At 58.2% G+C, this 20103-nt stretch carries 23 protein-coding genes and 1 pseudogene; 23 read left to right on the top strand and 1 reads right to left on the bottom strand.

All coding sequences use genetic code 11. The features are described from left to right. The 3 genes and pseudogenes from KMP13_RS20725 to KMP13_RS18700 form a co-directional block, all read left to right on the top strand. A pseudogene (locus tag KMP13_RS20725) lies at positions 1 to 145 on the top strand (IS481 family transposase); the annotation flags it as partial. 448 nt (positions 146 to 593) lie between these two features. Then, on the top strand, positions 594 to 878 hold the full coding sequence (locus KMP13_RS18705) for a hypothetical protein (protein WP_215267490.1): 285 nt from the start codon (positions 594 to 596) through the stop codon (positions 876 to 878). 143 nt (positions 879 to 1021) lie between these two features. Further along, positions 1022 to 2182, top strand: a complete 1161-nt coding sequence (locus KMP13_RS18700) for an isovaleryl-CoA dehydrogenase (protein ID WP_215267489.1) — start codon at positions 1022 to 1024, stop codon at positions 2180 to 2182. A gap of 56 nt (positions 2183 to 2238) precedes the next feature. On the opposite strand, the gene KMP13_RS18695 is transcribed toward KMP13_RS18700, so the two are convergent. Beyond that, positions 2239 to 2844, bottom strand: coding sequence for an OmpW/AlkL family protein (locus KMP13_RS18695; RefSeq protein ID WP_215267488.1), 606 nt, complete (start codon positions 2842 to 2844; stop codon positions 2239 to 2241). Between the two features lie 170 nt (positions 2845 to 3014). Between KMP13_RS18695 and KMP13_RS18690 the strand changes: the two genes are divergently transcribed. From KMP13_RS18690 to nuoK, 20 genes are all read left to right on the top strand, one after another. Then, on the top strand, positions 3015 to 4619 hold the full coding sequence (locus tag KMP13_RS18690) for a carboxyl transferase domain-containing protein (RefSeq protein WP_215267487.1): 1605 nt from the start codon (positions 3015 to 3017) through the stop codon (positions 4617 to 4619). Positions 4620 to 4633: 14 nt separating this feature from the next. Beyond that, complete coding sequence (locus tag KMP13_RS18685) at positions 4634 to 6577, top strand: acetyl-CoA carboxylase biotin carboxylase subunit (protein ID WP_215267486.1); 1944 nt, start codon at positions 4634 to 4636, stop codon at positions 6575 to 6577. 9 nt (positions 6578 to 6586) lie between these two features. Beyond that, positions 6587 to 7441 (top strand): hydroxymethylglutaryl-CoA lyase, encoded by an 855-nt coding sequence (locus KMP13_RS18680; RefSeq protein ID WP_215267485.1) that lies wholly within the window; start codon positions 6587 to 6589, stop codon positions 7439 to 7441. Between the two features lie 15 nt (positions 7442 to 7456). Beyond that, positions 7457 to 8239, top strand: a complete 783-nt coding sequence (locus KMP13_RS18675; RefSeq protein ID WP_215267484.1) for a crotonase/enoyl-CoA hydratase family protein — start codon at positions 7457 to 7459, stop codon at positions 8237 to 8239. 237 nt (positions 8240 to 8476) lie between these two features. Continuing rightward, entirely contained in the window at positions 8477 to 8842 is a 366-nt protein-coding gene (locus tag KMP13_RS18670; protein WP_215267483.1) for an NADH-quinone oxidoreductase subunit A, read from the top strand. Beyond that, positions 8833 to 9366: a NuoB/complex I 20 kDa subunit family protein gene (locus KMP13_RS18665; protein ID WP_215267482.1), complete on the top strand. Its 534-nt coding sequence runs from the start codon at positions 8833 to 8835 to the stop codon at positions 9364 to 9366. Before KMP13_RS18670 ends, KMP13_RS18665 begins: the two co-directional genes overlap by 10 nt. 24 nt (positions 9367 to 9390) lie before the next feature. After that, on the top strand, positions 9391 to 9996 hold the full coding sequence (locus tag KMP13_RS18660; protein ID WP_215267481.1) for an NADH-quinone oxidoreductase subunit C: 606 nt from the start codon (positions 9391 to 9393) through the stop codon (positions 9994 to 9996). Beyond that, positions 9996 to 11219: an NADH-quinone oxidoreductase subunit D gene (locus KMP13_RS18655; RefSeq protein ID WP_215267493.1), complete on the top strand. Its 1224-nt coding sequence runs from the start codon at positions 9996 to 9998 to the stop codon at positions 11217 to 11219. Before KMP13_RS18660 ends, KMP13_RS18655 begins: the two co-directional genes overlap by 1 nt. Then, positions 11219 to 12361 (top strand): NADH-quinone oxidoreductase subunit E, encoded by a 1143-nt coding sequence (locus tag KMP13_RS18650; RefSeq protein ID WP_215267480.1) that lies wholly within the window; start codon positions 11219 to 11221, stop codon positions 12359 to 12361. The genes KMP13_RS18655 and KMP13_RS18650 overlap by 1 nt, the downstream gene beginning before the upstream one ends. Positions 12362 to 12413: 52 nt before the next feature. Then, positions 12414 to 12629, top strand: coding sequence for a DUF5337 domain-containing protein (locus tag KMP13_RS18645; protein WP_251363951.1), 216 nt, complete (start codon positions 12414 to 12416; stop codon positions 12627 to 12629). Positions 12630 to 12654: 25 nt separating this feature from the next. Further along, the gene (nuoF, locus tag KMP13_RS18640; RefSeq protein WP_215267478.1) at positions 12655 to 13953 is read left to right on the top strand and encodes an NADH-quinone oxidoreductase subunit NuoF; all 1299 of its coding nucleotides are present in this window, start codon (positions 12655 to 12657) and stop codon (positions 13951 to 13953) included. 59 nt (positions 13954 to 14012) lie between these two features. Beyond that, positions 14013 to 14372, top strand: coding sequence for a hypothetical protein (locus KMP13_RS18635; protein ID WP_251363950.1), 360 nt, complete (start codon positions 14013 to 14015; stop codon positions 14370 to 14372). 98 nt (positions 14373 to 14470) lie between these two features. Further along, positions 14471 to 14878 (top strand): DUF5333 domain-containing protein, encoded by a 408-nt coding sequence (locus tag KMP13_RS18630; RefSeq protein ID WP_215267477.1) that lies wholly within the window; start codon positions 14471 to 14473, stop codon positions 14876 to 14878. A gap of 3 nt (positions 14879 to 14881) precedes the next feature. Next, the gene (gene nuoG, locus KMP13_RS18625) at positions 14882 to 16867 is read left to right on the top strand and encodes an NADH-quinone oxidoreductase subunit NuoG (protein WP_215267476.1); all 1986 of its coding nucleotides are present in this window, start codon (positions 14882 to 14884) and stop codon (positions 16865 to 16867) included. Continuing rightward, positions 16864 to 17244, top strand: coding sequence for a hypothetical protein (locus KMP13_RS18620; RefSeq protein ID WP_215267475.1), 381 nt, complete (start codon positions 16864 to 16866; stop codon positions 17242 to 17244). The genes nuoG and KMP13_RS18620 overlap by 4 nt, the downstream gene beginning before the upstream one ends. 6 nt (positions 17245 to 17250) lie before the next feature. Next, complete coding sequence (gene nuoH / locus KMP13_RS18615) at positions 17251 to 18288, top strand: NADH-quinone oxidoreductase subunit NuoH (protein ID WP_215267474.1); 1038 nt, start codon at positions 17251 to 17253, stop codon at positions 18286 to 18288. A gap of 1 nt (position 18289) precedes the next feature. After that, positions 18290 to 18784 (top strand): NADH-quinone oxidoreductase subunit NuoI, encoded by a 495-nt coding sequence (gene nuoI, locus KMP13_RS18610; RefSeq protein WP_215267473.1) that lies wholly within the window; start codon positions 18290 to 18292, stop codon positions 18782 to 18784. Next, entirely contained in the window at positions 18781 to 19188 is a 408-nt protein-coding gene (locus tag KMP13_RS18605) for a carboxymuconolactone decarboxylase family protein (protein WP_215267472.1), read from the top strand. The genes nuoI and KMP13_RS18605 overlap by 4 nt, the downstream gene beginning before the upstream one ends. Beyond that, on the top strand, positions 19185 to 19787 hold the full coding sequence (locus tag KMP13_RS18600; RefSeq protein WP_215267471.1) for an NADH-quinone oxidoreductase subunit J: 603 nt from the start codon (positions 19185 to 19187) through the stop codon (positions 19785 to 19787). The genes KMP13_RS18605 and KMP13_RS18600 overlap by 4 nt, the downstream gene beginning before the upstream one ends. Before the next feature lie 4 nt (positions 19788 to 19791). Next, positions 19792 to 20097, top strand: coding sequence for an NADH-quinone oxidoreductase subunit NuoK (nuoK, locus tag KMP13_RS18595; protein WP_005624625.1), 306 nt, complete (start codon positions 19792 to 19794; stop codon positions 20095 to 20097). Positions 20098 to 20103: the final 6 nt, after the last annotated feature.

Here is a 20103-nt window from a genome sequence, read left to right as displayed (position 1 = left end):
CTTCATGGCTGCCGACACCTTTTCCCGCAGACACAAAACGCGCAGCAGCCTCACGCCCTGCGAAAACATCTGCAAAATCTGGACTTCACAGCCAGATCAATTCATCATCGACCCGATCCACCAGATGCCGGGACTGAACAACTAGTTGCGCCGGTACTGTGTTCAAAGTGGGCGATCGCCCGCTTCCGTGAACGGGTCATCTGGTTTGGAGGCAGCGATCCAAGGCATTGCCGGTTGCGCAATCGAAGGCGAGGCCGGATAATCAGTGCGCAATAAAACTAATGGGCAGTGACGTGTTCATTTTCGGAGGCGATAGCAATTCAACCTGCGCAACCTCGGAATTTGTGACCGCTGCCAATCGCGAAATTCCATATGATCTGCGCTTTTGGTATTTGGCTTGCCTCAGGGCCTCTTCCTCCACGGTCGGTGCAGAGCGCCACGTGCCTTTCCCGATGATCGAATCGGTAATTGGCGCTGACGGCGCAGCACGGATGTCGCCTGTGCGTGCGGTTGGGTCCTGACTGGTGGAATGGTCAGCCGCGCGCGGCCGCCCCTTGGTAATCCTGGCGCTAGGTGACGTCGGATCGGGTCTGATGAATACGCAGGACTGGCGGCGTCCTGATCGTCAGTCTGGCGGGCCTTACGGCAATGATAATACCCCGTCACCCATGTGGAACGAAATGATCGCTATGAGAACCGCTCTGGAAGCGCTTGGACCTGACCATCAGGTTGTCGGGGCAATGTGGTCGCTGGGTCAATACGATGGCTTTGGAACTTTGGCTGGTCCAGAAGGTTATGACGCCGCATGCACTTTGGAGTATCCTGCCTTTACACCGATACATTTGCTGCAACTTTTAGTGTCCATTACAACAAACTAAAGCGACGCGCTAAACCTATGACACCTTGCCTGTGACCTAACGTCATATTCACTCGGGCTTGACGAGTGTGCCGGCCTTCGCGGATAAATGAACAGTCGTTCAATAATGGCGGCGGTGTGCCCTTTGGTTTGGAGGAGAGGTCAATGTTTACCGCAAGCATGCGATTTGATCTTGGTGAGGATGTGAATGCTCTGCGCGAGGTGGTGCATCGCTGGGCGCAGGAGCGGGTAAAACCGAAAGCGGCTGAGATAGACCGCAGCAATCAGTTTCCTGCTGACCTGTGGTCCGAGATGGGCGCGCTTGGCCTGTTGGGGGTTACGGTGCCCGAGGAATTTGGCGGCTCCGACATGAGCTATCTGGCGCATGTGGTTGCGGTGGAGGAGATCGCGCGGGCCAGCGCCTCGGTCTCGTTGTCGTATGGGGCGCATTCCAACCTTTGCGTCAATCAGATCAAGCGCAACGGGTCTCCCGCGCAAAAGGCGAAATACCTGCCCAGTCTTTGCGATGGCTCCCATGTCGGGGCGCTTGCCATGTCCGAGGCTGGAGCTGGGTCAGATGTCGTTTCGATGTCCCTGCGGGCTGAAAAGCGCAATGACCGCTTTGTGCTGAACGGCAACAAATACTGGATCACCAATGGCCCGGATGCTGACACGCTGGTGGTCTATGCCAAAACGGATCCGGACGCAGGCAAGCGTGGCATCACCGCCTTCCTTGTTGAAAAGTCGATGACAGGATTTTCAACCTCGCCGCATTTTGACAAGCTGGGCATGCGCGGCTCCAACACGGCTGAGCTGATCTTTGACGATGTGGAAGTGCCGTTTGAAAACATCCTCGGCGAGGAAGGGCACGGCGTTGCAGTTCTGATGTCGGGCTTGGATTACGAACGGGTGGTGCTGGCGGGCATTGGCACCGGCATTCTGGCTGCCTGTCTGGATGAGGTCATGCCGTACGTGAAGGAGCGCAAACAGTTCGGCGAACCGATCGGAAACTTCCAACTGATGCAGGCCAAGATCGCGGATATGTATACCGCGCTGAACACAGCGCGCGCGTATACCTATGAGGTCGCAAAGGCCTGCGATGCGGGCACGGTCACACGGCAGGACGCGGCAGGATGCTGTCTCTATGCGTCCGAGGTTGCGATGACGCAGGCGCATCAGGCGGTGCAGGCGTTCGGCGGTGCGGGTTATCTGAATGACAACCCGGTGGGCCGTCTGTTTCGCGATGCCAAGCTGATGGAGATCGGAGCAGGCACCAGTGAGATCCGGCGCATGCTGATCGGGCGCGAACTGATGGCGCAGCAATGAGTGTGCTGCAAAAACGGGCTCGCCTGACAGACGCGCCCGTTCCCGATCAGCAAAGATCAGAAGCGATGCACATAGGCGACGCCGATGGTGACCGGATCAATCTCGGCGGTGCCGATTTCACTGCCGTTCAGGCTGACATCGGATTCGATATTGATATAGCGCAGGTCCAGACGGATCGCGCCCCTGTCTCCTACCAGCCATTCAGCGCCCACGGTTGCGGCAAGCCCAAAGCTGTCATCCAGCTCCAAGGTGCCAAGCGGAGATTCTTCCTCAAAGAAAGTGGTATAGTTCAGGCCAAGGCCGACAAAGGGTTTGAAATTGCTCTGCGTCGGGAAGTGGTATTTGACCGAGAGGGTGGGTGGCAGTTGTTTCACCGATCCGGCAAAGCCAAGACCCGCCAGATGGACGTCATGCTCAAACGGCGATGCGGCCAAAAGCTCGATCCCGATATTGTCGGCGACGAAATATTCGGCGGTGAACTGCAGCGCGGTTGCGTCGTCAATATCGGCCTCCAACCCGGCCAACGTGCCATTGCCGGATTTCGGGTTCACGTTGACCAGACCAACACCAAGGGTCCAGTCGCCTTTGGATTGGGCGAACGCCGGGGCAGCAACGGCCAAGCTGGCAACACCAAGGCACAGCGCGGTCATCATACGAGTCATGGATCTAATCCCTCTTGTTCTTGTGATGCCGAGAACATGGTTCCGAAATCGGGGCGCGACACTGATTTAGATCAACCAAAACGCGCTTTAACCATTTGTTTTGGAAATAAAAAACCTGCGGCGACAATGCATGAATGCGCGCAAGGGGCATTGGGCGAGGGGAGCGAGACATGAAGTTGCAATCACAGGCGCAACCCCGATCCCGAATCTTTCAGGACAACCGGCAAGCGCATCTTTCGATGCTAGAGGAAATCGCATCGGCTGCAGACCACGCACAGATTGGTGGCGGCGAAAAATCCCGCAAACGTCACACCGCACGGGGCAAAATGCTGCCCCGCCACCGGGTGGCAGAACTGCTCGACCCCGGCGCGCCCTTCCTTGAGATCGGAGCCACAGCGGCCCATGGTATGTATGACGGCGCTGCCCCCTGCGCTGGGGTGATTGCCGGGATTGGTCAGATCCACGGGCAAGATGTGATGGTGGTCTGCAATGATGCTACCGTCAAAGGCGGCACCTATTATCCGATGACGGTCAAGAAACACCTGCGCGCCCAGGAAATAGCCGAGGAGAACCATCTGCCCTGCGTCTATCTGGTCGACAGTGGTGGGGCTAATCTGCCCAATCAAGATGAGGTCTTTCCCGATCGCGACCATTTTGGCCGGATCTTCTACAACCAAGCCCGGATGAGCGCCAAGGGCATAGCCCAGATCGCCGTTGTTATGGGTTCTTGCACTGCGGGCGGCGCCTATGTGCCGGCCATGTCCGATGTGTCGATCATTGTGCGCGATCAAGGCACGATCTTTCTGGCCGGCCCCCCCTTGGTCAAGGCCGCCACGGGGGAGGTCGTCTCGGCCGAGGATCTGGGCGGCGGTGATGTGCATACGCGCCTGTCTGGCGTGGCGGACTACCTAGCGGAAGACGACGCCCATGCGCTGGCACTGGCGCGCCGCGCGGTGAAATCCCTAAACCGGACACGACCCGAAACCGTGGCCTGGCAGAACCCGGAACCGCCGGCTTATGATCCCGAAGAGATCCTTGGCGTGGTGCCTGCCGATCTGCGTACGCCCTATGATGCGCGCGAAGTGATTGCGCGGCTGGTCGATGGCTCCCGCTTTGATGAGTTCAAGGCACGGTTTGGCGAAACGCTGGTCACAGGTTTTGCCCATATCGATGGCTGTCCAGTGGGCATTCTGGCTAACAACGGGGTGATCTTTTCCGAGGCGGCGCAGAAGGGCGCGCATTTTGTCGAGTTGTGCGCGCAGCGGCGCATCCCTCTGCTGTTTCTGCAAAATGTGACCGGTTTTATGGTTGGGCAAGCCTATGAAAATGAGGGCATCGCGCGCCATGGCGCCAAATTGGTCACAGCAGTGGCCACAACGTCAGTGCCCAAAATCACGCTATTGATCGGTGGCTCCTTTGGGGCCGGCAATTATGGTATGGCCGGTCGTGCCTATTCACCGCGGTTTTTGTGGAGCTGGCCGAACAGTCGGATCTCGGTCATGGGCGGCGCGCAGGCGGCGGGCGTTTTGGCCACCGTCAAACGCGACGCATTGGAGCGGGCAGGGGAGACATGGAGCACTGAGGAAGAGGCCGCGTTCAAACAGCCGACGTTAGAGATGTTTGAGCGGCAAAGTCACCCGCTTTACGCCTCAGCGCGGCTTTGGGATGACGGGGTGATTGATCCGCGTGCATCCCGCACGGTTCTGGCAATGTCGCTGCGCGCGGCGCTGAATGCGCCGATCGAAGAGACACGCTTTGGCCTGTTCCGGATGTGATGGGAGGAGAAGTAATGTTTGACAAAATCCTGATCGCCAACCGGGGAGAGATCGCCTGCAGGATCATGCAGACCGCGCAGCCCATGGGGGTGACCTGCGTCGCGGTGTATTCGGACGCGGACAAGGGTGCGTTGCATGTTCAGATGGCCGATGAAGCCTATCACATCGGTGGCGCGGCCCCTGCAGACAGCTACCTGCTGGGCGAGCGGATCATCGGGGCCGCGCGGGCCAGCGGTGCGCAGGCCATCCACCCGGGCTATGGCTTCCTGTCAGAGAACCCGGATTTTGTGGACGCGGTGGAAGCTGCGGGGCTGGTCTTTATCGGGCCCTCTGCCACGGCGATCCGCGCGATGGGTCTGAAAGACGCCGCTAAGGTCAAGATGGAAGCCGCCGGCGTGCTGGTTGTGCCGGGATACCACGGTGAAAATCAGGACCCCGACCATCTAGCACAGGCGGCAGCGGACATCGGCTATCCCGTATTGATCAAGGCGGTTGCGGGCGGCGGCGGCAAAGGCATGCGTTTGGTCGAAGATGTGGCCGCATTCAGTGACGCTTTGCATTCAGCGCGCAGTGAGGCGCAGACAGCCTTTGGCAACCCGGCGGTGTTGATCGAGAAATTCGTGCAACAACCGCGCCATATTGAGGTGCAGATCTTTGGCGATGGCACACGTGCGGTGCATCTGTTTGAACGCGACTGTTCGCTGCAACGGCGCCATCAGAAAGTGGTCGAGGAAGCGCCAGCCCCTGGCATGACCGATGAGATGCGCCAGGCGATGGGGCAAGCAGCGGTGCGCGCGGCTGAGAGTATCGGATACGCGGGCGCAGGGACGGTGGAGTTTATCGTCGACGCCTCTGACGGTCTGCGCCCGGATCGGTTCTGGTTTATGGAGATGAACACCCGCCTACAGGTCGAACATCCCGTGACCGAAGCGATCACCGGCGTCGATCTGGTTGCCTGGCAACTGCGTGTCGCCGCCGGGGAGCCGCTGCCGGTGACACAGGATGACCTGTCCATCACGGGCCATGCGTTTGAAGCGCGTATTTATGCCGAGGATGTGCCCGCCGGCTTCCTGCCAGCCACCGGGCAGCTGACCCATGTGGCTTTTGCCAAAGGCGCGCGGGTAGACAGCGGGGTGCGCGGCGGGGATGAGATCAGCCCCTGGTATGACCCGATGATTGCCAAACTGACGGTACATGGCGAGACCCGCGCCATCGCGCTGTCGCGGATGCGACAGGCCCTGGCCAAGACACAGATCGCCGGGGTGACCACCAATCTGCCCTTTCTGTCCGCGCTATGTGCGCATCCGGGATTTGCCGCCGGTCAGGTGGACACAGGCCTGATCGAACGGGACCGGGCGCAGTTGGTCCCTGAACCGATTATCACTGCCCCGCAGATCATCGCCGCTGGACAGGCTTTGTTGGGGCTCACCAATGAAGGACACCACACGGGCTTCACCCTCTGGGCACCGTTGGAGCGGCGCGTGCATTTGTCCTCGGGCGATCAGGAATATGATGCCTGGGTCTCGGTCATCTCACCCGAGCGGCAGATATGGCGTGTCGACGGTGCGCAGATCACGGTGCAGCGGTCTGGCGGGCAGTGGTTGGCGAACGGGCAGCCCTTGCCTGATGCGGTCAAGAGCGCCACGCAAATCACCGTCTTTGGTGCGACCGTGGTCGTGTTTGATGTGACTGATCCACTTGACCGGCACTCCCGCGCAGGCGGCGATGACGCGGTGATCGCCGCGCCAATGCCCGGTCTGGTCAAGGCGTTGTTTGCGAAGCCGGGCCAGGCAGTGAAGGAGGGCGAGCGACTTGCGATCTTGGAAGCGATGAAGATGGAACACGCCCTGCTGGCTGCCCGCGACGGGGTTGTCAAAGAGGTTCTAGTCAAAGCGCAGGATCAGGTTACAGTTGGAGCACCGTTGATCCAATTGGTCGCGGCAGAGGAGACACCATAGGAGGGTGGCATGGGAGAGCGCGTCGAGATTTTTGAGGTAGGCCCGCGCGATGGCTTGCAAAACGAACCGCAGCCAATTGAGGTGGCACAGAAAATTGCGCTGGTCGATCAGCTGTCGGACGCCGGGTTTCGCCGGATCGAAGTGGGCAGCTTTGTCTCTCCGAAATGGGTGCCACAAATGGCAGAGACCGACAAGGTGCTGGCGACCATCACCCGCACCTCCAAAACACGCTACGCCGCTCTTGTGCCGAATATGATAGGATATGGCGTTGCGGTTACGGCCCGCGTGGATGAGATCGCGGTCTTTGCCTCAGCCAGCGAAGGGTTTTCCAAAGCCAATGTGAACGCCACGATTGCCGAAAGCATGGCGCGGTTCCGCCCGATCCTGGACGACGCGCGCCATATTGATCTGCCCGTGCGCGGTTATGTCTCTTGTGTGACCGACTGCCCCCATGACGGAACGGTGGATCCCGGTGACGTGGCGCGGGTCGCCGATCAGCTGTTTGCCATGGGCTGCTATGAAATTTCACTGGGCGACACATTGGGGCGGGGCACGCCCGACAGCGTGTCGCGGATGATCCTGGCGGTGCGCGACTATGTGCCGGTGGGGCGTATGGCAGGGCATTTCCACGACACCAATGGCCATGCGCTGGACAATGTCGACTGCGCCCTGGCGCTGGGAGTGCGCGTGTTTGACGGGGCGATTGGCGGGTTGGGCGGCTGTCCCTATGCGCTGGGGGCCACCGGCAATGTCGCGACCGAGGATTTGAACGCCCATCTGGTACGGCTTGGCTTTGAAACCGGGCTGGATCAGGACGTTCTGGATCAGGTGGCCAGCTTTGCCAAAGGGCTGCGCGCCGCGTAACTAAGGAAGCAAGAGATGCCAGAGACTTTGACGATCGAAATCGACGCGCGCGGCGTGGCGACGGTGACCTTGAACCGTCCCGAAAAACACAATGCCATGTCGGCGCAGATGATCGCAGAGCTGACACAGGTCGCGGCGGATCTGACCGATGACCAAAATGTGCGTGTGGTTGTGTTGGCAGCGGCTGGCAAAAGTTTTTGCGCCGGCGCGGATCTGGGCTGGATGCAGGCGCAGGTTGCGTCTGATGCCGCTACGCGGCACCGCGAGGCGCGCGCTTTAGCGATGATGCTGCTGGGATGGAACACACTGCCCAAACCGGTGATTGGCGCGGTGCAGGGCAATGCTTTTGGCGGCGGCGTCGGGCTGATTGCTATCTGTGACGTCGCCATCGGGGTGGAGGGCGCAAAATTGGCCCTGACCGAAACCCGCCTTGGCCTGATCCCGGCGACGATTGGGCCCTATGTTATTGCCAAAATTGGCGAGGCCCGCGCGCGGCAGGTCATTTTGTCCGCACGAATATTTGAGGCAGAGGAAGCGCTTAGCTTCAATCTGCTGACTCGCGTGGTTTCGCGCGACTCTTTGACTGCCGAAATCGAGCAAGAAGTGACTCACTGCCTTGCTTGTGCCCCTCAAGCCATCGCCGCTGCAAAAAAAATGATCCGTGAGCTGGGCGTTACCGTCGATGAAACGGTAATATTGCGCACAATTGACGCATTGACCCAGTGTTGGGAAAGCGGCGAAGCTGAGGCGGGTATTGCCGCATTCTTTAACAAGGCTGCACCCCCTTGGAGGAGGTAAATTATTGAAAAGTCGCGCCTTTTTTCTGCGCTCTTGGGCGAAATTAACGGCTGTGACTAATCCTATGAAAACACTCTGAAATATCAATGCGAGGCTTAGTGGCCGCTTCGCTTAAATAACGGTTAGCTATTAACCATGCGTTGGTTGACGCTCATGTGGCACGGGGGTAGACACAGGCCAAGTCAACACGCCAATTGACGGCGCGCAAGAATCTGCGTGCGCGGAAAGGAGCCACTCGTGGAAGAGATGTTGCGGGAGTACCTCCCGATCCTCGTGTTTCTGGCCATCGCGGTCGGGCTTGGAATTGTGCTAATTCTTGCAGCGGTTGTGCTCGCTGTACGCAATCCAGACCCGGAGAAGGTCAGTGCTTATGAATGTGGTTTCAACGCATTCGATGACGCCCGGATGAAATTCGACGTACGATTTTATCTGGTGTCGATCCTGTTCATCATTTTTGACTTGGAAATTGCATTCCTGTTTCCCTGGGCCGTTGGGTTCAAGGATATCAGCGACGTCGGCTTTTGGTCGATGATGGTGTTCCTGGGCGTTTTGACCATCGGCTTTGCCTATGAGTGGAAGAAGGGAGCCCTGGAATGGGAGTGATGACCGGAGCCAACAGCGCAGGCGTCGACAAGGAAGTTGTCACCCAGGCCCTCAATACCGAGTTGCAGGACAAAGGTTTTCTGCTGACCTCCTCGGAAGATATCATCAACTGGGCCCGCACCGGCTCGCTGCACTGGATGACCTTTGGTCTGGCGTGCTGCGCGGTTGAAATGATGCACGTGGCGATGCCGCGGTACGACTGTGAACGGTTTGGAATCGCACCGCGCGCCTCCCCGCGCCAGTCGGACGTGATGATCGTTGCGGGCACGCTGACCAATAAAATGGCCCCGGCGCTGCGCAAGGTCTACGACCAAATGCCAGAGCCGCGCTATGTGATCTCGATGGGATCCTGCGCCAATGGCGGTGGTTACTATCACTATTCCTACTCGGTTGTGCGTGGCTGTGACCGTGTGGTTCCCGTGGATATTTATGTGCCAGGTTGTCCTCCGACAGCCGAAGCGCTGCTCTATGGTCTGATGCAGCTGCAACGTAAGATCCGCCGCACCGGCACTTTGGTGCGTTGATCGGCTTGGGTTGGAGTGATTGAAATGACTGAAGCACTAAACGAGCTTGGCGCACAGATCGAAGCCAAACGCCCCGAATGCGTTCTGGCCTGGGATGTGACCCATGGTGAGCTGACGATCAACGTCAAGCCCAGCAATATTGTGGGGCTTGTGGAATTTCTGCTGTCCGATGCGGCATGCAAATTCTCGACCCTGGTGGACATCACGGCGGTGGACTACCCCGAGCGGACCAAACGGTTCGACGTGGTCTACCACTTCCTGTCGATGTACACGAACCAGCGCGTCCGCCTGCGGGTGTGCCTGCGCGAGGATGAGATGCTGGCCTCCATTGTGGATGTGCACCCATCGGCCAATTGGTTTGAACGCGAAGTCTTTGACATGTTCGGTATCCTGTTCACAGGCCACCCGGACCTACGCCGCCTGCTGACGGACTATGGTTTCCGTGGCCACCCGCTGCGCAAGGATTTCCCGACCACCGGTTACACCGAAGTACGCTATGACGAAGCGCAAAAACGCGTGGTCTATGAGCCGGTGAAACTGGTTCAGGAATATCGTCAGTTTGATTTCATGAGCCCATGGGAAGGTGCCGAATACATCCTCCCCGGTGACGAGAAAGAGGGCGCGAAATGATGGACGGCTCCAAGTTTGACGACGGTAGCGTCGACGCCCTGAGCGGCGAGCAGAAAATCCGTAACTTTAACATCAACTTCGGTCCTCAGCACCCGGCGGCACACGGCGTGCTGCGTCTGGTGCTTGAACTGGACGGTGAGATTGTCGAACGCTGCGATCCGCACGTTGGCCTGCTGCACCGTGGCACCGAAAAGCTGATGGAAAGCCGCACCTACCTGCAGAACCTGCCGTATTTCGACCGCCTCGACTATGTGGCGCCGATGAACCAGGAACATGCATGGTGTCTGGCGATTGAAAAACTCTGCGGCGTGGAAGTGCCCCGTCGCGGCTCGCTGATCCGGGTGCTGTATTCCGAAATCGGTCGTATCTTGAACCACATCCTGAACGTGACCACCCAGGCGATGGACGTGGGCGCGCTGACCCCGCCGCTGTGGGGCTTTGAGGAACGTGAAAAGCTCATGGTGTTCTATGAGCGGGCCTGTGGCGCGCGTCTGCACGCAGCTTATTTCCGTCCCGGTGGTGTGCACCAGGATCTGCCAGATGATCTGCTGGACGATATCGAAGAATGGGCGATCGAATTCCCCAATGTTCTGGAAGATATCGACGGGCTGCTGACAGAAAACCGGATTTTCAAACAACGTAACTGCGACATCGGTGTTGTCACCGAAGACGACATCCAGAAATATGCCTTCTCTGGCGTGATGGTGCGCGGTTCTGGTCTGGCTTGGGATTTGCGTCGTGCGCAGCCCTATGAATGCTACGATGAATTCGACTTCCAGATCCCGGTTGGCAAAAACGGCGACTGCTATGACCGCTACCTCTGCCGTATGGAAGAGATGCGCCAGTCCCTGTCGATCATCCGTCAAGCGATCCATAAGCTGCGCGAAGCCACTGGCGACGTGATGACGCGTGGTAAACTGTCTCCGCCGAAACGTGGTGACATGAAAACCTCGATGGAAAGCCTGATCCACCACTTCAAACTCTACACCGAAGGTTTCCACGTCCCTGCGGGTGAGATCTACGCAGCAGTCGAAGCCCCCAAGGGCGAGTTTGGCGTTTATCTGGTCGCAGATGGCTCTAACAAACCTTACCGCGCCAAGCTGCGCGCACCGGGCTTCCCGCATCTTCAAGCCATGGATCACATGGCAACCGGACACCAGCTGGCTGACGTCGCTGCCATCATCGGCACCATGGATATCGTATTTGGGGAGATCGACCGCTAATGCTGCGCCGTCTGCACTCTGAACAACCCGAAAGCTTTGCTTTCACGCCCGCCAACCAGGCCTGGGCTGAGGCGCAAGTGACCAAATACCCCGAGGGGCGTCAGGCCTCTGCTGTGATCCCTCTACTGTGGCGCGCGCAGGAACAGGAAGGCTGGATCAGCAAACCCGCAATCGAAGCGATTGCTGATATGCTGGGCATGGCCTATATCCGCGTTCTCGAAGTGACCTCTTTCTACTTCATGTTCCAACTGCAACCCACGGGTTCTGTTGCACATGTTCAGATCTGTGGCACCACGTCCTGCATGATTTGTGGCGCTGAAGATCTGATTGCGGTATGCAAGGAAAAGATCGCACCCAAGCCATATACTTTGTCCGAAGATGGTAAGTTTACCTGGGAAGAGGTGGAGTGTCTGGGTGCTTGTACCAATGCTCCGATGGCGCAGATCGGCAAAGACTACTACGAAGATCTGACCGCGGATGGCTTTGGCAAGATGCTGGACGATCTGGCGGCGGGCAAGCTGGTCACACCGGGTCCCCAAAACGGCCGTTACGCGGCTGAGCCGAAATCTGGCCTGACCTCTTTGACCGAATACGACAGCGGCAAGACGCAGTATAACGCATCGGTTCAATTGCAGATGGACATCAAGGAAGGTGTCAAGCGCATCCAGGGTGACGAAGTTCCGCTGTTGACCCCTTGGGTCGGCAAGGATGGCGTTGTTGCCGGTCGCGCTGCGGCTGAGCCCACGCCCAAAGCCCCCGATGCACCGAAACCTGCGGTGAAGCAAGCGGCGGAAGCCAAAAAGGCCGAGGTCAAGAAAGCTGAGCCCAAGAAGGTCGAAGCTGAAGTTGCCGAAGCGGCCCCCGAGACGTTGAAAGAGGCGCGCGGTGGCAAGGCAGATGATCTGAAGCTTCTGAAAGGGGTTGGCCCCAAATTGGAAGAGACCCTGAACGAGCTGGGCTTTTTCCATTTTGATCAGGTTGCCGCCTGGACCGAGGCTGAGGTTGCTTGGGTTGATAGCCGTCTGAAATTCAAAGGTCGCATCGAACGCGACGGTTGGATTGAGCAAGCCAAGAAACTGGCCGTCGGCGAAGAGACTGAATTTGCCAAAAAAGCCAAAAAAGACGGCATTTACGACGAATGAACCGCTTTGCTCCATCAACGGGGCAGGGCACGACAGATAGGACCATGTGAGCTTGGATAAGGACGCAGCCATCGCAGCAAAAGGGCGGCACATCGCGATCGTGATCGCGGCCACCATCTGCATCTGGCTGATCCTGTCGCTCTTTGTTGGCCCCGCGCTGGGGCTGCCGGGGCGATACGCCTTGCTCTTTGATTTCGCAGCGCTTGCGGGATTGATTTATGCAATGGTCAATATTTTTCAACTCTGGCGCATGCGTCAGGGCCAGTGAACGAAAGAACCAAAGGTAGGCAGACATGCTGAAGGACCAGGACCGGATCTTTACCAACCTGTACGGTATGCACGAACGCACGCTCCAAGGCGCGCAGGCCCGTGGCCATTGGGACGGCACCGCTGGCCTGATCGAGAAGGGGCGCGACTGGATCATCCAGACCATGAAGGACTCCGGTCTGCGTGGTCGCGGTGGTGCGGGTTTCCCAACCGGTCTGAAATGGTCATTCATGCCCAAAGAGAGCGACGGTCGCCCGTCCTATCTGGTCATCAACGCCGATGAATCCGAGCCGGGCACCTGTAAAGACCGCGAAATCATGCGCCACGATCCGCATACGCTGATCGAAGGTGCGCTGATCGCCTCTTTTGCGATGAATGCCCACACTTGCTACATCTACCTGCGCGGCGAATACATCCGCGAGCGCGAGGCGCTGCAGGCGGCCATCGATGAAGCCTATGACAAGGGCCTTCTGGGCAAGAACGCGGCGGGCTCTGGCTGGGACTTTGACGTCTTCCTGCACCACGGTGCCGGTGCTTATATCTGCGGTGAAGAAACCGCGTTGATCGAAAGCCTTGAAGGCAAGAAAGGCATGCCACGCATGAAGCCGCCGTTCCCGGCGGGTGCGGGTCTGTATGGTTGCCCGACTACGGTGAACAACGTGGAATCCATCGCTGTTGTGCCAACCATCTTGCGTCGCGGCGCCGAATGGTTCGCAGGCTTTGGCCGTCCCAACAATGCGGGCACCAAACTGTTTGCGATCTCTGGCCACGTCGACAACCCTTGTGTGGTTGAAGAGGCGATGTCGATTTCGTTCGAAGAGCTGATCGAGAAACATTGCGGCGGTATTCGCGGCGGTTGGGACAATCTGCTGGCGGTGATCCCTGGCGGATCCTCGGTGCCTTGTGTGCGCGGTGAAAACATGCGCGATGCGATCATGGATTTTGACTACCTGCGCGGTGAGCTGGGCTCGGGCCTTGGCACGGCGGCGGTGATCGTCATGGATAAATCCACCGACATCATCAAAGCCATCTCGCGTCTGAGCTATTTCTACAAACACGAAAGCTGCGGCCAGTGTACGCCGTGCCGCGAAGGCACCGGCTGGATGTATCGCGTGATGGATCGTCTGGTCAAAGGCGAGGCGGAACTGGAAGAGATCGACATGTTGTGGGATGTGACCAAACAGGTCGAAGGCCACACCATCTGTGCGTTGGGTGATGCGGCTGCATGGCCGATCCAGGGTCTGATCAAAAACTTCCGCGAGGAAATCGAAGACCGTATCAAAGCACAAAAGTCGGGCCGTATGGGCGCGATGGCGGCTGAGTAATAAGAAGGCGATCTGGTCCAGAACGGGCCTAGGGTCAGGAATTGAGGACGAGAGTCAGAATGGCACGACAGCAGGCATATCGGATCGCAACAGCGATGCTCTGTGCAGGATTTGGACTGGCAAGCTGTGGCAGCGTGACCGCGCGTGACAAACGCCTGCGCTTTGACGGTGTGCCGTTTCGAACCTCCTCCAAAGCAATCGACAAAAAGGACTCCCTAGCGCGGTTCGAAGTTGTGGTGAAAAACGCGCTGCAATCCACAGAAGGTGCGCGTCAGGCGGTTCTTCACGAAGCGACAACCTATTGCATCGAAAACTACGGCCTGTCGGACATCGCCTGGCCGGTTGATCCGATGGATCCCGAACAGGCGCTGCTTCTGGAAGGTGATGATGCGGTCTACACCGGGACCTGCGACGCGTGAGCGGATTTACGTCATATCCCGACGCTTTGGGCGTGTCGTTATTGAATACGGATCGCGGATCGCTGCCTGCTCATGTCTCCGATATGAAGGAGAAAGTGATGCGTGTTGCGACTGTATGTTTGGCCTCTGTTGTTGCGGTGATTGCACCGCAATGGGCGGCTGCAAAGCCCCCTCTGCGGGATGTGGCAGAGATTGAGAACCCGCTGTTTGCTGTCGCTGTGGCCAAAGAAGTGGCCGACCACTGCGACAGCATCGGAGCCCGTTACATGAAAGGGCTTGGCGAATTGCACCGGCTCAAGGCACGGGCGAATGAATTGGGTTACTCGGACAAGGAGATCCGCGCCCATGTGGACTCCAAGGCCGAGAAAGCGCGCATGCGTGCCAAGGGCGAACGGCTTTTGACGCAAAATGGCGTGTCTTTTGACCAACCGGAAACGTTCTGTGCGTACGGTCGCGCAGAAATTAAGAACAACAGCGCGATCGGCGTTTTACTGAGGGCGAAATAGACCATGTCTGACCTCCGCAAGATCAACATTGACGGAAACGAGATTGAGGTGGATGGGGCGATGACCCTTATCCAGGCATGCGAAGAGGCGGGCATTGAAATCCCGCGCTTCTGCTACCATGAGCGCCTGTCGATTGCCGGCAACTGCCGCATGTGTCTGGTTGAAGTCGTCGGCGGTCCACCAAAGCCTGCCGCCTCTTGCGCGATGCAGGTAAAGGATCTGCGCCCCGGTCCCGAAGGCCAAGCGCCAAAGGTGAAAACCAACTCGCCCATGGTCAAAAAGGCGCGTGAAGGCGTGATGGAGTTTCTCCTGATCAACCACCCGCTGGATTGCCCGATCTGTGACCAGGGCGGTGAATGTGACCTGCAAGACCAGGCAATGGCCTATGGTATAGCAGGTTCGCGCTTCAAAGAAGGCAAACGCGCCAGCGACGATCTGGATCTGGGGCCATTGGTTGCCACAACCATGACCCGCTGCATCAGCTGCACCCGCTGTGTGCGTTTCACGACCGAGGTCGCAGGCATCACCCAAATGGGCCAGACCGGTCGCGGCGAAGACGCCGAGATCACGTCCTATCTGAACCAGACGTTGCAGTCGAACCTGCAGGGCAATATCATTGATCTCTGCCCGGTTGGCGCTCTGACCTCCAAGCCTTACGCCTTTACTGCGCGTCCTTGGGAGTTGAGCAAGACCGAAACCATCGACGTGATGGACGCGCTTGGCTCCAACATCCGGGTGGACACCAAAGGGCGCGAAGTGATGCGTATCCTGCCGCGCAACCATGATGGCGTGAACGAAGAATGGATCTCGGACAAAACCCGTTTTGTCTGGGATGGCCTGCGTCGCCAACGTTTGGACCGCCCTTACGTGCGTGTTGATGGCAAGCTGAAGCCCGCATCCTGGCCCGAAGCGCTGGCCGCGGTTGCCGCCGCGACCAAAGGCAAGAAAATTGCCGGTCTGATCGGCGATCTGGTCTCGGTAGAGGCCGCATATGCGCTTAAACAACTGGTCGAAGGTCTGGGTGGCAAGGTTGAATGTCGCACAGATAACGCGCGTCTGCCGCTTGGCAATCGTCTGGGTTATGTCGGCAATGTCGCCATCGAGGACGTGGATACCGCCAAGGAAATCATCCTGATCGGCACCGATCCTCGCGTCGAAGCACCGGTTCTGAACGCACGTATCCGTAAGGCTTGGCTGAACGGCACGGACGTTAAACTGGTCGGCCCTGCGGTTGATCTGACGTTTGACTATGAGCATCTGGGCAGCGACCGCGCCGCATTGGAGACGCTTGAGGTGTCGGACGAGGCGATTGTGATCGTTGGCCAGGGCGCGCTGCGCGAAGCGGACGGTCTGGCGGTTCTCGCCAAAGCCCAAAGTCTGAGTGGCAAGATGCTGGTTCTGCACACTGCCGCAAGCCGTGTAGGTGCGATGGACATTGGTGCCGCAACCGAAGGCGGCGTTGCCGCTGCGGTTGAGGGTGCCGAGGTCATCTATAACCTTGGTGCGGATGAAGTCGAAATCGATTCCGGAGCCTTTGTGATTTATCAGGGCAGCCACGGTGATCTGGGCGCCCACCGCGCCGATGTGATCCTGCCGGGTGCCGCCTATACCGAAGAAAACGGCCTGTTCGTGAACACCGAAGGTCGCCCGCAGCTGGCGATGCGAGCCGGGTTTGCCCCTGGTGAGGCCAAGGAAAACTGGGCCATCCTGCGCGCGCTGTCTGCGGAGCTGGACGCCAAACTGCCGTTTGACAGTCTGGCCCAACTGCGCAACGCACTGATCGCCGAAGTGCCGCATCTCGCCAAGATCGACGAAGTGGTTGCAAACGAAGGCGCGGCGCTGGCGGTCGAAAAACTGGGCAAAGCAGACTTTATGCCTGCGGTTCGGGACTTCTACCTGACCAACCCAATCGCGCGCGCATCGCAATTGATGGCAGAGCTGTCGGCGCAAGCCAAAGCCCTGACAAACGAGCAGATCGCAGCAGAGTGATCCGCGCGGGCATCATATCTCTGATCGCTTTGGCGGGCTGTGCAGAAGCAGGCCGTCAGGCGGAGTTCAAGCCCGGCTACCGGGGTGTGGAAACACGTCTGCTGAATGGGGATCTGGTGCAGTTCAATGTCGAGATGACCGGCGCACGCGGGTCTGACGATGTCGACATGTATGCGGAATGTGCAGCGGCGCAATATGCGTTGATCCGTGGCTACGGCTTTGCCCGTCACCTGCGCACAAATTTGAAACAACAAGGTGGTATCTGGAGCGCAGATGCGGTCTATACCATCTCCCCGTCTCTCCCGCGCGGTTTGCGCACCATCGACGCCGAAGTCGTGGTCGCGGATTGCGAGGCTAACGGAATACCCACGGTGTGAGGACCTATGGCTGATTTCTTTAACACCCCAGGCGGCATTGCTGTTCTGATAGTGGCACAAACACTTGCCGTTGTTGCCTTTGTCATGATCTCGCTTTTGTTTCTGGTGTACGGCGACCGCAAGATCTGGGCGGCGGTGCAGATGCGCCGGGGCCCCAACGTAGTTGGCGCTTTTGGCCTGCTGCAAACTGTGGCAGACGCATTGAAATATGTGGTCAAAGAAGTTGTGATCCCGGCCGGTGCCGATCGCACCGTCTTTATGCTGGCCCCGCTGGCGTCCTTTGTTCTGGCGATGATCACTTGGGCGGTGATCCCGTTCAACGATGGCTGGGTTCTGTCAGACATCAACGTCGCGATCCTCTATGTCTTTGCGATCTCTTCGCTGGAAGTTTACGGCGTGATCATGGGCGGTTGGGCGTCAAACTCCAAATACCCGTTCTTGGGCAGCTTGCGCTCTGCAGCGCAGATGATTTCTTATGAAGTCTCCATCGGCCTGATCATCGTCGGTGTGATTATCTCCACCGGTTCGATGAACTTTGGCGATGTGGTCCTTGCTCAGGAAGGCTCAGCTGGCCTGTTCAACTGGTACTGGCTGCCGCACTTCCCGATGGTCTTCCTGTTCTTCATCTCCTGCCTGGCGGAAACCAACCGCCCACCGTTCGACCTTCCCGAAGCGGAGTCCGAACTGGTTGCGGGCTACCAGGTTGAATACTCCTCGACTCCGTTTCTGCTGTTCATGGCCGGTGAGTATATCGCTATCTTCCTGATGTGCGCGCTCACCTCGCTGCTGTTCTTTGGTGGCTGGCTGTCGCCCATCCCATTCCTGCCGGATGGCTGGTTTTGGATGGTTGCCAAAATGGCATTCTTCTTCTTCCTCTTTGCAATGGTAAAAGCGATCACCCCGCGCTACCGCTACGACCAACTGATGCGCCTGGGTTGGAAGGTCTTCCTTCCGTTCTCCCTGGCCTGGGTGGTGTTTGTTGCCTTTGCTGCAAAATTCGACTGGTTCTGGGGGGCATATGCCCGCTGGAGCGTAGGGGGCTGATATGACTCAGATCGATTACACCCGCGCCGTCAAATATTTCCTGCTTCAGGATTTCTGGGTCGGCTTCAAACTGGGGATGAAGTATTTCTTCGCCCCCAAGGCGACGCTGAACTACCCGCATGAAAAAGGCCCGCTCAGCCCGCGTTTTCGCGGTGAGCATGCGCTGCGTCGTTATCCAAACGGCGAAGAGCGCTGCATTGCCTGTAAACTCTGCGAAGCGGTCTGCCCGGCACAGGCGATCACCATTGACGCGGAACCCCGCGAAGATGGCAGCCGCCGTACCACGCGGTATGACATCGACATGACCAAATGCATCTACTGCGGTTTCTGTCAGGAAGCCTGCCCGGTGGATGCGGTTGTTGAGGGTCCGAATTTCGAATTTGCCACCGAAACCCGCGAAGAGCTGTTTTACGACAAAGAAAAACTGCTCTCGAACGGGGAACGTTGGGAAGCAGAGATCGCGCGCAACCTCGAACTGGATGCGCCTTACCGATGACCGAGCCTAAGAACCCATTTGAGGCCATGATGGCCCAGGCACAAGAGATGGCCAAAGCGCTGAACCCAGCGCTTGAGGATTTCTCGCCCAAAGGGTTCGAAGGGCTCTGGCCCACCATGCCCAAAGAAGTCATGGAAATGATGTTTGGCAACACCGTCAACAAAGACGGGCTGGATGCCAAAACCCGGCTGCTGCTGACACTGGCCGGTTTGATTTGCCAAGGCGCACAGGCGGATGCCGCCCTGCGCCAGACCGTAAAACATGCGCTCGAAGCGGGCGCGAAGAAACAAGAGATCGTGGAAACGATCGGACAGATGTCGGTTTTTGCCGGCATTCCGGCCATGAACCGGGCGCTGGATTTGGCGCAAGAGGTCATGGACGACAAAAGGGACGATGAGACATGAGCGTATTTGCCTTTTACCTCTTCGCCATAAGCGCCATTACCGGCGGGCTGTTCACTGTGATCAGCCGCCAGCCGGTCCATTCGGTGCTGTGGCTGATCCTGGCCTTTCTCTCTTCGGCCGGGTTGTTTGTGCTCCTTGGGGCGGAATTTGTCGCTATGCTGCTGATCATCGTCTACGTCGGTGCGGTGGCGGTGCTGTTCCTCTTCGTGGTGATGATGCTGGACGTGGATTTTGCCGAGCTGAAGGCCGAGATGGCGAAATACATGCCGCTGGCGCTGCTGATCGGACTTGTGATCCTGATGCAATTCGTCATGGCCTACGGCGCATGGGAGACCGCACCCGCGGCTGCCGACCTGCTGGCCCAGCCTGCACCGGTCGACAAACACAACACCGAGGCCTTGGGCCTTATCATTTATGACCAATATTTCCTTCTGTTCCAGCTCGCGGGTCTGATCCTGTTGGTTGCCATGATCGGCGCCATCGTTCTGACCCTGCGCCATCGCCAGGACGTCAAACGCCAGAATGTACTGGCCCAGATGTACCGCGACCCGGCCAAAGCGATGGAACTGAAAGACATCAAACCGGGGCAGGGGCTTTGAGAACATGATCGGTCTTGAACACTATCTTACCGTCGCGGCGACTTTGTTCGTCATCGGCATCTTCGGGCTCTTCCTGAACCGCAAGAACGTCATCATCCTGCTGATGAGCATCGAATTGATGCTGCTGGCCGTGAATATCAACCTGGTTGCCTTCTCTTCTTTCTTGGGCGATCTGGTCGGGCAGGTCTTTACCCTGTTCGTCCTCACCGTTGCGGCTGCCGAAGCTGCGATTGGTTTGGCGATCTTGGTCTGCTTCTTCCGTAACCGCGGCACTATCGCTGTCGAAGACATCAACGTGATGAAGGGCTAAGGCGTC

Origin of the sequence: Epibacterium ulvae (assembly GCF_018678075.1) — a bacterium.
Classification (GTDB): domain Bacteria; phylum Pseudomonadota; class Alphaproteobacteria; order Rhodobacterales; family Rhodobacteraceae; genus Epibacterium; species Epibacterium ulvae_A.
The sequence above is the reverse complement of the archived record's forward strand: the minus strand, read 5'-3'. Positions and strand labels throughout refer to the sequence as shown.

Excerpts from the sequence above, each read along its gene's own strand:
- KMP13_RS18705 (WP_215267490.1), top strand. The coding sequence starts at position 594 with ATGAATACGCAGGACTGGCGGCGTCCTGATCGTCAGTCTGGCGGGCCT.
- KMP13_RS18700 (WP_215267489.1), top strand. The coding sequence starts at position 1,022 with ATGTTTACCGCAAGCATGCGATTTGATCTTGGTGAGGATGTGAATGCT.
- KMP13_RS18695 (WP_215267488.1), bottom strand. The coding sequence starts at position 2,844 with ATGACTCGTATGATGACCGCGCTGTGCCTTGGTGTTGCCAGCTTGGCC.
- KMP13_RS18690 (WP_215267487.1), top strand. The coding sequence starts at position 3,015 with ATGAAGTTGCAATCACAGGCGCAACCCCGATCCCGAATCTTTCAGGAC.
- KMP13_RS18685 (WP_215267486.1), top strand. The coding sequence starts at position 4,634 with ATGTTTGACAAAATCCTGATCGCCAACCGGGGAGAGATCGCCTGCAGG.
- KMP13_RS18680 (WP_215267485.1), top strand. The coding sequence starts at position 6,587 with ATGGGAGAGCGCGTCGAGATTTTTGAGGTAGGCCCGCGCGATGGCTTG.
- KMP13_RS18675 (WP_215267484.1), top strand. The coding sequence starts at position 7,457 with ATGCCAGAGACTTTGACGATCGAAATCGACGCGCGCGGCGTGGCGACG.
- KMP13_RS18665 (WP_215267482.1), top strand. The coding sequence starts at position 8,833 with ATGGGAGTGATGACCGGAGCCAACAGCGCAGGCGTCGACAAGGAAGTT.
- KMP13_RS18660 (WP_215267481.1), top strand. The coding sequence starts at position 9,391 with ATGACTGAAGCACTAAACGAGCTTGGCGCACAGATCGAAGCCAAACGC.
- KMP13_RS18655 (WP_215267493.1), top strand. The coding sequence starts at position 9,996 with ATGGACGGCTCCAAGTTTGACGACGGTAGCGTCGACGCCCTGAGCGGC.
- KMP13_RS18650 (WP_215267480.1), top strand. The coding sequence starts at position 11,219 with ATGCTGCGCCGTCTGCACTCTGAACAACCCGAAAGCTTTGCTTTCACG.
- nuoF (WP_215267478.1), top strand. The coding sequence starts at position 12,655 with ATGCTGAAGGACCAGGACCGGATCTTTACCAACCTGTACGGTATGCAC.
- KMP13_RS18635 (WP_251363950.1), top strand. The coding sequence starts at position 14,013 with ATGGCACGACAGCAGGCATATCGGATCGCAACAGCGATGCTCTGTGCA.
- KMP13_RS18630 (WP_215267477.1), top strand. The coding sequence starts at position 14,471 with ATGCGTGTTGCGACTGTATGTTTGGCCTCTGTTGTTGCGGTGATTGCA.
- nuoG (WP_215267476.1), top strand. The coding sequence starts at position 14,882 with ATGTCTGACCTCCGCAAGATCAACATTGACGGAAACGAGATTGAGGTG.
- nuoH (WP_215267474.1), top strand. The coding sequence starts at position 17,251 with ATGGCTGATTTCTTTAACACCCCAGGCGGCATTGCTGTTCTGATAGTG.
- nuoI (WP_215267473.1), top strand. The coding sequence starts at position 18,290 with ATGACTCAGATCGATTACACCCGCGCCGTCAAATATTTCCTGCTTCAG.
- KMP13_RS18605 (WP_215267472.1), top strand. The coding sequence starts at position 18,781 with ATGACCGAGCCTAAGAACCCATTTGAGGCCATGATGGCCCAGGCACAA.
- KMP13_RS18600 (WP_215267471.1), top strand. The coding sequence starts at position 19,185 with ATGAGCGTATTTGCCTTTTACCTCTTCGCCATAAGCGCCATTACCGGC.
- nuoK (WP_005624625.1), top strand. The coding sequence starts at position 19,792 with ATGATCGGTCTTGAACACTATCTTACCGTCGCGGCGACTTTGTTCGTC.